12 protein-coding genes are annotated in these 12,557 nt (G+C 63.8%); 9 read left to right on the forward strand and 3 right to left on the reverse strand.

What is annotated here, in order from left to right; genetic code table 11:
• Window positions 1-46: 46 nt before the first annotated feature.
• From ABIB57_RS08965 to ABIB57_RS08995, 7 genes are all read left to right on the forward strand, one after another.
• Window positions 47-1,633: an ABC transporter substrate-binding protein gene (locus ABIB57_RS08965; RefSeq protein WP_502914370.1), complete on the forward strand. Its 1,587-nt coding sequence runs from the start codon at window positions 47-49 to the stop codon at window positions 1,631-1,633.
• 29 nt (window positions 1,634-1,662) lie between these two features.
• Window positions 1,663-2,715, forward strand: coding sequence for an ABC transporter permease (locus ABIB57_RS08970; RefSeq protein ID WP_354040602.1), 1,053 nt, complete (start codon window positions 1,663-1,665; stop codon window positions 2,713-2,715).
• Window positions 2,716-2,718: 3 nt separating this feature from the next.
• A complete protein-coding gene (locus ABIB57_RS08975; protein WP_354040123.1) occupies window positions 2,719-3,651 on the forward strand; it encodes an ABC transporter permease in 933 nt (310 codons plus the stop codon).
• A complete protein-coding gene (locus ABIB57_RS08980; protein WP_354040124.1) occupies window positions 3,648-4,502 on the forward strand; it encodes an ABC transporter ATP-binding protein in 855 nt (284 codons plus the stop codon). Before ABIB57_RS08975 ends, ABIB57_RS08980 begins: the two co-directional genes overlap by 4 nt.
• Entirely contained in the window at window positions 4,499-5,266 is a 768-nt protein-coding gene (locus tag ABIB57_RS08985) for an ABC transporter ATP-binding protein (protein ID WP_354040125.1), read from the forward strand. Before ABIB57_RS08980 ends, ABIB57_RS08985 begins: the two co-directional genes overlap by 4 nt.
• 137 nt (window positions 5,267-5,403) lie before the next feature.
• The gene (locus ABIB57_RS08990; protein ID WP_354040126.1) at window positions 5,404-6,630 is read left to right on the forward strand and encodes a mandelate racemase/muconate lactonizing enzyme family protein; all 1,227 of its coding nucleotides are present in this window, start codon (window positions 5,404-5,406) and stop codon (window positions 6,628-6,630) included.
• A gap of 31 nt (window positions 6,631-6,661) precedes the next feature.
• Entirely contained in the window at window positions 6,662-7,609 is a 948-nt protein-coding gene (locus tag ABIB57_RS08995; RefSeq protein WP_354040127.1) for a dihydrodipicolinate synthase family protein, read from the forward strand.
• A 2-nt stretch (window positions 7,610-7,611) separates the two neighbouring features.
• On the opposite strand, the gene ABIB57_RS09000 is transcribed toward ABIB57_RS08995, so the two are convergent.
• Both ABIB57_RS09000 and ABIB57_RS09005 read right to left on the reverse strand, forming a co-directional pair.
• Entirely contained in the window at window positions 7,612-8,328 is a 717-nt protein-coding gene (locus tag ABIB57_RS09000; RefSeq protein WP_354040129.1) for a FadR/GntR family transcriptional regulator, read from the reverse strand.
• Window positions 8,329-8,489: 161 nt separating this feature from the next.
• Window positions 8,490-10,787, reverse strand: coding sequence for a Tex family protein (locus tag ABIB57_RS09005; RefSeq protein WP_354040130.1), 2,298 nt, complete (start codon window positions 10,785-10,787; stop codon window positions 8,490-8,492).
• Between the two features lie 256 nt (window positions 10,788-11,043).
• Here ABIB57_RS09005 and ABIB57_RS09010 point away from each other — a divergent pair, with 256 nt between their 5' ends.
• The gene (locus ABIB57_RS09010) at window positions 11,044-11,673 is read left to right on the forward strand and encodes a methyltransferase family protein (RefSeq protein ID WP_354040131.1); all 630 of its coding nucleotides are present in this window, start codon (window positions 11,044-11,046) and stop codon (window positions 11,671-11,673) included.
• Between the two features lie 16 nt (window positions 11,674-11,689).
• Here ABIB57_RS09010 and ABIB57_RS09015 read toward each other — a convergent pair whose 3' ends face one another.
• Entirely contained in the window at window positions 11,690-12,202 is a 513-nt protein-coding gene (locus ABIB57_RS09015; RefSeq protein ID WP_354040132.1) for a MarR family winged helix-turn-helix transcriptional regulator, read from the reverse strand.
• A gap of 126 nt (window positions 12,203-12,328) precedes the next feature.
• On the opposite strand from ABIB57_RS09015, the gene ABIB57_RS09020 reads away from it, so the two are divergent.
• The gene (locus ABIB57_RS09020) at window positions 12,329-12,547 is read left to right on the forward strand and encodes a calponin homology domain-containing protein (protein ID WP_354040133.1); all 219 of its coding nucleotides are present in this window, start codon (window positions 12,329-12,331) and stop codon (window positions 12,545-12,547) included.
• Window positions 12,548-12,557: the final 10 nt, after the last annotated feature.

Here is a 12,557-nt window from a genome sequence, read left to right on the forward strand (position 1 = left end):
GGATCAGCCGACGGAATTTCACTGAACACATGGGAGAACTGCAGTGATACGCAAATTACTCGCCGCCGGCGTGCTGGTGGCTGCCGGATTGTTCGCCGCCGCACCGGTCTTGGCGGCCTCGCCGCCGAACATGCTGGTGATCGGCACGAACCTGACCGGCATCCGTACCTTCGATCCGGCCGAAAACAATGCCCGTACCGCATCGGAGCTGATCTCCAACGTCTATGACACGCTGGTGCAGACGACGGCCGATGATCTGCAGACAATCAAGCCGATGCTGGCCACCGCCTGGACCACCTCCGAGGATGGCAAGACCATCACCCTGACGCTGCGCGAGGATGCGGTGTTCCAGAGTGGCAATCCGCTGACGGCCGCCGACGCGGCCTGGTCGCTGCAACGCGTCATCAAGCTGGGGCAGGTCGGTTCCACCGATTTTGCGCTCTGGGGTTTTACGCCCGAGAACGTCGAAAAATTGGTGCGCGCTACCGATGCCAAGACCCTGGTGATCGAGCTGCCACAGGTCATCAATGTCGACCTCGTGCTCTATTCGCTCGCCGGCGCCTCACTTGGCATCATCGACAGCAAGACCGCGCTGGAACACGAAGACAATGGCGATCTGGCCTCCGCCTGGCTCGGCGCCAATACGGCTGGCAGCGGGCCTTTCGTGCTGTCGCAGTGGCGCCCCAACGATATCGCGCTGTTCGACGCCCAGAAGAACTATTGGGGCGGTGCCCCCGCCATGGCACGCGTGGCTGTGCGCCATATCCCCGAGTCCGGCAGCCTGCGCCTGCAATTGCAGGCCGGCGACGTCGATGTGGCTCAATATCTGTCAGCCGGTGACCTAGAGGCGCTCGAGAGCGATACCAATGTGGTCATCCAGAACGTGCCCGGGCTCGGCTTCTATTATGTGGCCCTCAACCAGAACGATCCGGACCTGCAGAAGCCCCTGGTGCGCGAGGCCTTCCAGCATGCCTTCGACTGGAAGGCGATCGAAGGCAATATCATGAAGTATACGGGCTTCCCGTGGCAGTCGATGATCCCCAGGGGCATGAGCGGCGCTCCCGAGGACGGCACCTCGCTGCATGACTACGATCCCGCCAAGTCGCGGGCCCTGCTGGCCGAAGCCGGCTATCCCAATGGGCTCAAGAAGGTGCTCAATCCGGCCGGCGCCGCCCACCTGGCCTGGACCGAGGCCTTCCAGGCCAGCGCCAAGGAAGCCGGTTTCGATCTTGAACTGGTGCCCGGTGAGTTCACCCCGGCCTTCCGCGAACGCAAATTCCAGGTGCTGACCGGCAATTCCGGCGCCCGCCTGCCCGATCCGTTCGCCGTCGCCACCCAATATGCCTACAACCCCGACAATAGCGACGCCGCAGGCCTCTCCAGCTACTACCTGTGGCGCGTCGGCCAGCAGAATGATGAGCTGAACAGCCTGGTCGACCAGTCGATGAAGGAACTCGATCCCGCCAAGCGGACCGCGATGTTCTCCAAGATGGACCAGGTGTTCAACGCCATGGACCCTGCGCTCGTCATCTTCTTCCAGCGCAGCGATCCCTACGTGATGCGGGCCAGCGTCAAGGGTTATCAAGGCCATACCACCTGGTCCACCCGCTGGCATGACGTGACCAAGCAATAGCCGTGCTCACCACCGCACCCGCACCAGCAATGGATGGCTCGCCGCAAGGCGAGTCATCAGGCAGCGCCTTACGGCGTCAGGCCGGTCGTATCGTCGGCCGCCTCGTGGCCGTCGTCACCACCCTGTTCGGGCTGTTGGCGCTGACCTTCTCGATGGGCCGCCTGCTGCCCGCCGACCCGGTGCTCGCCATTACGGGGCCCGAAGTCAGCAAGGCGGTCTATGACCGCGTGTTCCTCGAACTGGGCCTCGACCAGCCCGTATGGGTCCAGTTTTTCAGCTACGTGAAGAACGTGCTCTCGGGCAATCTGGGGGTCTCCGCCATCACCGGGCAGCCGATCATCGTCGATCTGCTGACGGTGTTCCCGGCGACCGTCGAGCTGGCGGTGACAGCGTTGATCGTCGGCGTTGGCCTCGGCGTGCCGCTGGGGATCACCGCCGCCGTGCACCGGGGCAAGCTGATCGACCACATCGCGCGGTTGATCGGCCTGCTGGGCCATTCGGTCCCCAGTTTCTGGCTCGGGCTGATGGCGCTGCTGTTGTTCTACGCGCAATTGCACTGGGTCGGCGCCTCGGGCCGCGTCGAAGTGTATTACGAGGGCCTCGTCACCCCGATCACCGGGTTCCTGCTGATCGACGCCGCCATCGAGCAGCAATGGGACGTGTTCAACAGCGCCCTCAATCACATCATCCTGCCCGGCGCGCTGCTCGGCTATTATTCGGTGGCCTATATCAGCCGCATGACGCGCAGTTTCATGCTCGAGCAGTTGAGCCAGGAATATATCGTCTCCGCCCGCGCCAAGGGCCTGGGTTCGCGCCAGGTGATCTGGCGCCACGCCTTCCGCAACATCCGCGTGCAGTTGCTTACCATCGTGGCGCTGACCTTCGGGGGCCTGCTCGATGGGGCCGTGCTGATCGAGACCGTGTTCGGCTGGCCGGGGCTGGGTCAATACCTGACGCGCGGGCTGCAGATGAACGACATGAATGTGGTGATGGGCTCGGTGCTCACCATCGGCATCGTCTTCCTCATCATCAACCTCGTCTCCGATTTCCTTTATCGCATCCTCGATCCGCGGACCCGTTGACCAGTGCCCCAGCCAACCACACACCTCGCTTCGAACCGTACCGGCCTCGGCTACTGGCTGACTTCGCCCGATCCCAGGGGACGCCTGCAGGCATCGGCCCAGCAATTCTACCAGGGCTGGGTGCAATTCCGCAGTCATCCGATGGGCCTCGTCGGCCTGGCGCTGATCCTGCTGCTGGTGGTGATGGCGGTCGCTGCGCCTCTGCTGACCAAATACGATCCGATCATGCAGGACTTCACGGTGCGGCTGGCCCCGCCATCGGCGGAGCACTGGTTCGGCACCGACAATTTCGGCCGCGATGTCTATTCGCGCATCATCTATGGGGCCCGCACGACGATTTACATCGTCATGCTGGTCACCGTGATCATCGCCCCCATTGGCCTGTTGATCGGCACCTGCTCGGGCTATTTCGGCGGCTGGGTCGATGAGGTGCTGATGCGGATCACCGACATCTTCCTGTCGTTCCCCGGCCTGGTCCTGGCGCTGGGCTTCGCGGCGGCCCTGGGACCTGGCATCACCAATGCCATCATCGCCATCTCGCTGACGGCCTGGCCGCCGATTGCCCGCCTGGCACGCGCCGAAACGCTCAGCCTGCGCCAGGCCGACTATATTGCCGCCATCAGGCTGCAGGGTGCATCGGCCGGCGCCATCATTCTGCGCCACATCCTGCCCATGTGCATTCCCTCGGTGATCGTTCGCGTCACCCTCAACATGTCGGGCGTCATTCTCACCGCCGCGGGCTTGGGCTTTCTCGGCCTGGGGGCGCAGCCGCCGGCGCCCGAATGGGGATCGATGGCCGCGACCGGCCGCGAGTTCATGATCGATAGCCCCTGGGTCATCGCGGCGCCGGGCCTCGCCATCGCTGCCATCAGCCTGGCGTTCAACTTGTTCGGCGATGCCTTGCGCGATGTGCTCGATCCGCGGGGTTCGGAATGAGCAAGCCCCTGCTGGACATCGACAATCTGGAAATCAGCTTTGGCGGCGGCACCGTCAAGGCCGTGCGTGGCGTAAGCTTCACCCTGGGCCGCGAGAAGCTCGGGATTGTGGGAGAGTCGGGCTCCGGCAAGTCCACCGTCGGTCGCGCCATCATGCGCCTGTTGCCGCCGACGGCGCGGATTAGCGCCGATCGTCTAGCCTTCCACGATATCGATCTGGCTCGCGCCAGCGAACGCGAGATGATGCAAATTCGCGGTCGCCGCATCGGGCTGATCCTGCAAGATCCGAAATATTCGCTCAATCCGGTGATGCGCGTCGGCGAACAGATCGCCGAAACCTACCTGCAGCACTATCCCCGTGCAGGGCAGGCCGCCGCGAAAACCAAAATGCTCGACATGCTGGCCGCCGTGCAAATCCGCGATCCCCAGCGGGTGGCGCGCCTCTATCCGCATGAGGTTTCCGGTGGCATGGGCCAGCGCGTCATGATCGCCATGATGCTAATCGCCGAGCCTGAAGTGCTGATCGCCGATGAGCCTACCTCGGCACTCGACGTCACCGTGCGCCTCGAAGTTCTGGCGCTGCTCGACGAGCTGGTCGCACGCCGCAATCTGGGGCTGATCTTCATCAGCCATGATCTCAATCTGGTGCGCCGGTTCTGCGATCGCGTGCTGATCATGTATGCGGGCCGCATCGTTGAAACGCTCAAGGCCTCCGAACTGGACCAGGCCCGGCATCCCTATACGCGGGGCCTATTGGCATCGCTTCCCGCCATCGATCGGATACCGGCGCGCTTGCCCACGCTGCAGCGCGATCCGGCCTGGCTCACCGACGCTGCGGAAGGCTCGCGATGATCACCGTCGATAATCTCACCGTGCGCTTTGCGCCATCCACGCCGCCGGTCGTCCGCGGCGTCAGCTTCGCCGTCGACAAGGGCACTGCCTTTGGCCTCGTCGGCGAGTCAGGCTGCGGCAAGTCGACGGTATTGCGCGCCATTTCCGGCCTCAACGGCAATTACGGCGGCCGGATCGCGCTCGATGGGGAGGAGCTGGGTCCGCGTCGCAGCCGCGCCTTCTTCCGACGTGTGCAGATGGTGTTTCAGGACCCCTATGGCTCGCTGCATCCGCGCAAGACCATCCGCGCCCAGTTGATGGAGCCGCTCCGCAACCAGTGGCTCGATCGCTCCACCGCCCAGACCGACGACGCGCTGCGCGCTGTCGGGCTCGATACCGCGCTCAGCTACCGCTTTCCCCACCAGCTCTCGGGCGGCCAGCGCCAGCGCGTCGCCATCGCCCGGGCGCTGATCCTTGATCCCGATGTGTTGCTGCTGGACGAGCCGACCTCGGCGCTCGACGTTTCCGTACAGGCCGAAATCCTCAACCTGCTCTCCGACCTGCGCCAGGAGCGAGGGCTGACCTACCTGCTGGTCAGCCACGATCTGGCGGTCATCGCCCATATGTGCAGCCGGGTGGCGATCATGCAGGCCGGCGTCATCGTCGAAGAAGTCGATATCGAGCAACTTCGGCGCGGCGAGCTGGAGCACCCCTATTCACGCCAACTGCTGGCGGCCAGCCAATCCTACGGCAGGCAGGACGAGGGCGCGCTCCTCCGCTCCTGACGAACCGACACAATGACATTTCTATCGACAAAGATGTAATCATAAATTACAACTATTGAGCGGCCGGTCTGGAAAATGAACAGTCAAGAAATCCAGCATGCTGGATCGGACAGGCCGATATCGGGAAGGGCGGAACCATGAAAATCACTAAGATCGACACCTATCTCATGCAGGTCGGTGGCCCATTGGCGCCAGCCCCCGGCATGCCCCAGCAGGGCTATGGCGAGGGCGGCGATTTCGGCGGCTCGCGCAACTGGCTGTTCGTCAAGATCCACACCGACGAGGGCATCCACGGCGTCGGTGAATGCTCGGGCTGGCCCAAGGTTATCGAGACCGCTGTCAGGGACTTGTCCCATATCCTCATCGGCGAAGATCCCGCCCATATCGACCGGCTCTGGAACAAGATGCTGACGTCGATGATGGGGCACGGCGTGCTCGGCACCGTTGGGGGAGGCGCGCTGACCGGCATCGAAATGGCCCTCTGGGACATCAAGGGCAAAGCGCTTGGCCAACCGGTCTGGAATCTGCTGGGTGGCCGCTTCCGCGATCGCATCCGCGTCTACGGCCATGCCAAGACGCCGTCTCGCGCCGATGAGCTGCTGGGGCTGGGCTATACGGGGATCAAGGTCGGGTTCACCGGCAAGGTGGATATCGACACGGTCTTTGCCATGCGCGAGCATATCGGCTTCGATATCGACCTGATGGTGGATGCGCATGGCCCGCCCTGGATGACCGTCCAGGACGCGATCCTCGTCGGTCGCGAGTTCGAACAGCTCGACCTGCTGTTCTACGAAGATCCGGTGGCGCCTGAGAATCTCGACGCTTTGGCCCGGGTCCGCGACGCCGTCTCCGTGCCGCTCGCTGCCGGGGAACGGGTCGCCAATATCTGGGGCATGCTGCCCTATATCGAGCGCGACCTTGTCGACGTGATCCAGCCCGATACCGGTCGAGCCGGCGGCATCACCCAGATGCGCAAGATGGCGGCGATGGCCGAGAGCCACTTCATCACCATGGCGCCCCATTCGGGATCGCTGGGGCCGGTGGCCGAATATGCCGCGCTCCACGTGATGGCGACCATTCCCAACGCGTTGATGCTGGAACGACTGGAATTCGATTGGGCCGGACGCGACGCCGTCGTCACGCCGCCGCTCAAGGTGGTGGATGGCCATCTCAAGGTGCCGGACGCGCCGGGCCTCGGTGTCGACATCGTCATCGACGAGATCGTCAAATATCCCAGCCAGCGCAACGTGCGCGCCATCGCCGGCGACACGGGCACGACCTACGAAATCGGTACCGCGTCCGAACTGCCCTATTTCCAGACCCGCTTCAAACGCGGATCGAGCCTGCGTCGGGGCCGGCGTTGACCTTGTTCATCACACAGATACGGATTCTCCCATGACCCACCCCACCGTCAGCCCTGCAATGCTTGCCGCCTCCGTCATTTCCGTGCCGCCGCTGGCGCGCAAGGCAGACTACAGTCTTGATCGCGAAGGGAACCGGAAAATCCTCGCGCACATGGCCGCCGGCGGGGTCACCACGGCTCTGTATGGCGGCAATGCCAATCTCTACAACATGTCGGTCAGCGAACTCGGCCCCATGCTCGATCAGCTGGAAAGCGTCGCGCCGGCCGGGACCTGGCTGATCCCTTCGATTGGCCCCGATTATGGCAAGGCGACCGATCAGGTGGCGGTGCTCAAGGGCCGCGATCTGCCGACCGCCATGGTGCTGCCGCTGAACTCCCCCATCACCTCGGCCGGGGTCGCCACCGGCCTGCGGCGGATCGCCGATCTCTATGGGCGACCAATCATCGCTTATGTAAAATCCACCGACTACATCAGCCCCGCCGACCTGGCTGCCGTGGTGAGGGACGGGGCTATCTGCGCCATCAAATACGCGGTCGTCCGCCAGGACCCGGCCGACGATCCGTTCCTCGCCGACCTGATCCAGGACGTGGATACCAGCATGATCGTCTCGGGTATCGGCGAGCGCCCGGTCGTCGCTCATATGACCCGCTTCAAGCTGCAGAGCTTTACCTCCGGCTCGGTCTGCATTGCGCCGGCGATGTCGGCGGCCATATTGACGGCGCTAAAGGCCGGACGTGTCGACGAGGCGATGGCGTTGCGCAGTCATTTCATCCCGCTTGAAGACCTCCGCGACGGCCATTCGCCGCTGCGCGTCCTGCACGCGGCCATCGCCGAGGCCGGCATCGCCGACACCGGTCCGCTGCTGCCGTTCCTCAGCAATATCGATGACAAGGGTATTCTGGCGACCATCCGCTCCGCCGCCACCACATTGCGCGACCTGGATGCCGCGCACCTGCGCGGTGGGCGCGTGCCCGCCTAGCCCTACGGCTGGCGCGTCACGTCGGTGATGCGCCGCCGCGCCTGGCTGAGGTGAAACTGCATATAGATCGCCGCCAGGTCGCCATCGCCCAGCTCGATCGCGTCGATAATCTGCTGGTGCTCCTGCGCCACGATCTCCTTGCGCAGGCTCGAACCCAGACCGGTGAGCCCAAGAGACGTCGTCATGAAGCCTGCCAGTTCAACGCTGAGTGCGTCGAGCTGCAGGGCGAACGCCTCATTGCCGGTCGCCAGCGCTATGGCGCGATGGAAGGCTATGTCCAGCTTCTGGCCCTTTTGACCCGACGCGATTGCCTCCCTGAGTTGCTGCGCCAAGCTCTTGATGCGCACCAGGTCGTCGGCCGATCGCCGTTGCGCGGCGTAGCGGGCGGCCACGGGTTCGATGGCGAGGCGCACTTCGAAGGCCTTTAGATAGCCGGCGAAATCCGCAGACTCCAAAAAGCGGCTGATATTGGGCGATGGGGCATGAAGCAGATAAGTGCCCGAGCCGCGCCGGCTTTCGACCAGCCCGTCCGCCTGAAGGCGCATCAAGGCCTCACGCACCACCGGTCGCGATACCTGGAAGGCGTCGCATATGGCGTTCTCGGTGGGAAGCTGGTCCCCAGGCGCCAAGACGCCGGCCATGATCTGCTCCAGCAACTGGCCATATAGAACGTCCGCCAAACGCGGTTTCAGTGCCGGCGTAATTCGCATTTTACTCATTGGCCATCCTGACGCACCACGCCCGCTTCCAGGCACCACCTGCTTTTAGCAAACTTGACAAGAATGTTTATAACTTTCGGAAGCTCTGGCGAATTATCTCATCTGGCCGGCGCGTCGTTGTCATAGATTTCGAGAACCAGGACAGTGCCGGTTCGCGAACACTATTTCTTCTTGCGCATGGCGTCGTTGAGCATGTCGCCAAGGGAGCCGGTGCTGCGGGGGGGCTCCATGGGCGGACGCTGGTTGGCGCGGAGGGGCGAATCGCGGGGGCGTTCGCGCGGGGCGGCGGTGTCGATTTCCTTACGCATGGTGAGGGCGATACGCTTGCGGGGCACGTCGACTTCGACCACGCGGACCTTGACCACATCGCCGGCCTTGACGACCTCGTGGGGGTCCTTGACGAATTTATCGGCTAGTTGAGAGACGTGGACCAACCCGTCCTGATGCACGCCGATATCGACGAAGGCACCGAAGGCGGCCACATTGGTAACGGTGCCTTCCAGCATCATGCCGGGCTTAAGGTGTTTGATCTCGTCCACGCCCTCGGTAAAGGTCGCGGTCTTGAAGGCCGGGCGGGGGTCACGGCCGGGCTTTTCGAGTTCGGCCAGGATATCGCGCACCGTCGGCAGGCCGAAGCGGTCATCGACGAAGCTGCGTGGATCGAGGCCCGACAGGGCGGACTTGTCGCCCATGATGGTGCGCAGGTCGCGACCGCAGGCGGCGACGATCTTGCGGGCAATCCCATAGGCTTCGGGGTGAACGGAGGAGGCGTCGAGCGGCTCGGTGCCGTCGGTGATGCGCAAGAAGCCGGCGCTCTGCTCGAAGGTGCGCTGGCCCAGGCGCGGGACTTCGAGCAGCGCCTTGCGCGAGCGGAACGGGCCATTGGCATCGCGGTGGCTGACGATGGCTTCGGCGACGGACGGACCGAGCCCCGAGATGCGGGCGAGGAGGGGCGCGGAAGCGGTATTGAGGTCGACGCCCACCGCGTTCACCGCATCTTCCACCACGGCGTCCAGCGAGCGGCCGAGCCGGTACTGATCGACGTCATGCTGGTATTGGCCGACGCCGATGGCCTTGGGTTCGATCTTGACCAGTTCGGCCAGCGGGTCCTGCAGGCGGCGCGCGATGGAGACGGCGCCGCGTAGCGATACGTCGAGATTGGGGAATTCCAGCGCCGCCAATTCGGAGGCCGAATAGACCGACGCGCCGGCTTCGGACACGATGACCTTGGTGGGTTTTGGCGCGGGCAGGCGCTCGATCAGGTCGGAGACCAGCTTTTCGGTTTCGCGACTGCCGGTGCCATTGCCGATGGCGATCAGTTGCACGCCATGCTTTTTGATCAGCGCCTGGATGGCGGCCTGCGAGCCCATGACGTCATTGCGGGGCGAGAATGGATAGATGGTTTCGGTATCGAGCACCTTGCCGGTGGCATTGATGACGGCGATCTTGACGCCGGTGCGGATGCCGGGGTCCAGCCCCATTGTGGCGCGGGCGCCAGCGGGGGCGGCCAGCAGCAGGTCCTTGAGATTGCGGGCAAAGACGTTGATGGCCTCGACTTCGGCGCGTTCGCGCAGTTCCACCATCAGGTCGATGGAAAGCGTCACGCGCAGGCGCGTGCGCCAGGCCCAGCCGGCGACGTCGCGCAGCCATGTGTCGCCAGCGCCATTGCCCTGGGCATTGAGCGCACCAGCCACAAAGCGCTCCGCCGGCTTGATCGGGTCGGTGACGTCGGCGTCCACTTCGATATCGAGGCTGAGGAAGTCCTCGGTGCGGCCGCGCATCATGGCGAGGGCACGGTGGCCGGCAACCTTGGTCCACCGTTCGGAGTGATCGAAATAGTCGGAGAACTTGGCGCCGGCTTCTTCCTTGCCCTTGAGGACCTTGGCGGTGAGCATGGCCTTGTCGCGCATATAGGCGCGGAGCCGCCCGAGCAGGGCGGCATTTTCCGACAGGCTTTCCACGACGATGTCACGCGCGCCTTCCAGCGCTTCCTTGGTGCCCGGAACCTCCTCGGTGATGTAGCCTTCTGCGAGGAGCCGGGGGTCGGCGCTGCGATTGGCGAGGATGGCGTCGGCCAATGGGCCGAGGCCGCGTTCGCGCGCGATTTCGGCCTTGGTGCGGCGCTTGGGCTTGAAGGGCAGATAGAAATCTTCGAGCTCGGCCTTGGTGGTGGCGCCCATGATGGAGGTGGCGAGGTCGTTGGTGAGCTTGCCCTGTTCGTCGATGGATTTGAGGATCGCGGCGCGGCGGGCTTCCAGTTCGCGCAAATAGGTCAGGCGCTCGGCCAGCAGGCGCAGTTGCGTATCATCCAGCCCACCGGTCACTTCCTTGCGGTAGCGGGCGATGAAAGGCACCGTCGCGCCGCCATCGAGCAGCTCCACGGCGGCACGCACCTGTTCGGGGCGGGCAGCGACTTCGGTGGCGATCTGGGCGGCAATGCGAGTGTCGAGTGCGGACATAAATCTACTTTGTGGTTTGGCTGGCGCGACCATAGTCGCCTCGGCCCCGGGGCGACACCCGGGGCGGGACGATTTCCTCAAGTGTCGGAGTGGCGGGAGGAGCCTGTCTGGCGGCTAGGGGACGGTAAAGTGATCGGACGGAGCAGGGGTCGTTAAACCTTCATTCACCGTCTATGCCCATCTTGGAACGGGCATCGGCGGCTTTCTTGAGTTCTAGGGGTTAGTCCGAATTGAACCGTTAACCGGGACAGGCCGTATGCTTCCAGCTACCCGTTACTCGCCGCGCCTGCTCGACATCGGTGAGCGCATCGTTTTGGCGGCCCTGTTCAGCTATATGGTGTGGACATTCGTGCAGGACTGGCTGGAAGGCGGCTCGATCGTCACGGCAATCCTGCTGGTTTCAGAAGGCGCTGTGCTGGTCTTCGTGCTCGTGCGCCGATTTACCGATGATGTCTCGTTTCGTCCCGGCGATTGGGCGCTGGCGTTCGTGGGCTCATCGGCGCCCCTGCTCGTGCATCCTGCCGGCACCGGCGCCAATGCTATGCTCACGGCGTTCTGCGCTATCCTGATGCTGGCTGGTCTTATGGTCCAGCTCGCCGCCAAGCTCACCCTGCGCCGCAGCTTCGGGGCCGTGGCGGCCAACCGCGGCGTCAAGGTGGGGGGGCCATACCGGTTGGTGCGTCACCCCATGTATGCGGGCTACCTGATGACCCATATCGGGTTTCTCCTGATAAATCCGAGCGCCTGGAACGCTCTGGCGTACAGCGTCTGCTCGCTGGCCCAGATCGGCCGTATCCTTGCCGAAGAAAAGCTGCTGAACGCCGACAGCAAATACCGTGAGTTCGTGGCGCGCGTGCGCTACCGCCTGATCCCCGGCGTCTTCTGAGCGGGCGGACTCCCGGCTAGGATGTCGGCGCAGTGGAGTGCTGTTCTGAATTTGTCCGGATATGGCGCAGGCCATCGATGAGCTGTCGCTCTTCGGCAAGGCTCATGTCCTTCAGAAACATCTTGAACTGGGCTTCGCCCTCGGCCTGCATCTGCTCGAAGATCGGAACGGCTCCAAGAGCCAGGAAAACGCGCCGGACGCGGCTATCGGTGGGGTCGGGGCGACGCTCGATCCAGCCGGCAGCGGCGAGTTTTTCCAAGAGGGCTCCGGCCGATGCGCGCCCCACCTGCATCAACGTGGCCAGGGCCGACTGGGTCAGGCCCTCCTGCTTGTAGATGTGCATCAGGGCCCACCACTGCGAATGGGTCAGGCGATGCTTGAGCATCAGCTTGTCGAACTGGGTGCTGATGTGGCGGGACAGTTCGACGATCAGGTAGAACAGCTCCTCGTGTTCCACATAACCGGGCTTGGAGAGCGTCTTGAGCCGGATGGCTTCGGCCCCGGCGCTTTCGAGTCTGTCCTGCGGCACGGCAGAGTCCCCTTCGTTCCAGGCATTCACGAGGCTGTAGCGTAGCATACAAACTGCTGGCACCAATTGTATGCCATGATACAAAGCGGGTGAGATCGTATCCAGTAGTGGCGCACCTTAGGCAAAATGGCTGTCTATCATAAGTGGTCAAAGACCCAGACCAAGTCGTTTCCAGGCGAATCGGAGGCCCACCTCCGACGACGGTCAGCCGAGATCGACGCCATTGTCGAGGGCTTCCGCTGGGGGCGCTTCAGCAGCATCGAAGCCGAAGACATGGACAAGCGGTTGCAGAGCCTGCAGCGGCCGCCGCAAACCGGCCGGCGCAGAATTTCAGGGGCCCATTAGTGTGCGTGCG

Origin of the sequence: Devosia sp. UYZn731 (assembly GCF_040546795.1) — a bacterium.
In the GTDB taxonomy this organism is placed as follows: domain Bacteria; phylum Pseudomonadota; class Alphaproteobacteria; order Rhizobiales; family Devosiaceae; genus Devosia.

Coding starts and splice junctions, on each gene's coding strand:
- ABIB57_RS08970 (WP_354040602.1), top strand. CDS start 1,663: ATGGATGGCTCGCCGCAAGGCGAGTCATCAGGCAGCGCCTTACGGCGT.
- ABIB57_RS08980 (WP_354040124.1), top strand. CDS start 3,648: ATGAGCAAGCCCCTGCTGGACATCGACAATCTGGAAATCAGCTTTGGC.
- ABIB57_RS08985 (WP_354040125.1), top strand. CDS start 4,499: ATGATCACCGTCGATAATCTCACCGTGCGCTTTGCGCCATCCACGCCG.
- ABIB57_RS08990 (WP_354040126.1), top strand. CDS start 5,404: ATGAAAATCACTAAGATCGACACCTATCTCATGCAGGTCGGTGGCCCA.
- ABIB57_RS08995 (WP_354040127.1), top strand. CDS start 6,662: ATGACCCACCCCACCGTCAGCCCTGCAATGCTTGCCGCCTCCGTCATT.
- ABIB57_RS09000 (WP_354040129.1), bottom strand. CDS start 8,328: ATGAGTAAAATGCGAATTACGCCGGCACTGAAACCGCGTTTGGCGGAC.
- ABIB57_RS09005 (WP_354040130.1), bottom strand. CDS start 10,787: ATGTCCGCACTCGACACTCGCATTGCCGCCCAGATCGCCACCGAAGTC.
- ABIB57_RS09010 (WP_354040131.1), top strand. CDS start 11,044: ATGCTTCCAGCTACCCGTTACTCGCCGCGCCTGCTCGACATCGGTGAG.
- ABIB57_RS09020 (WP_354040133.1), top strand. CDS start 12,329: ATGGCTGTCTATCATAAGTGGTCAAAGACCCAGACCAAGTCGTTTCCA.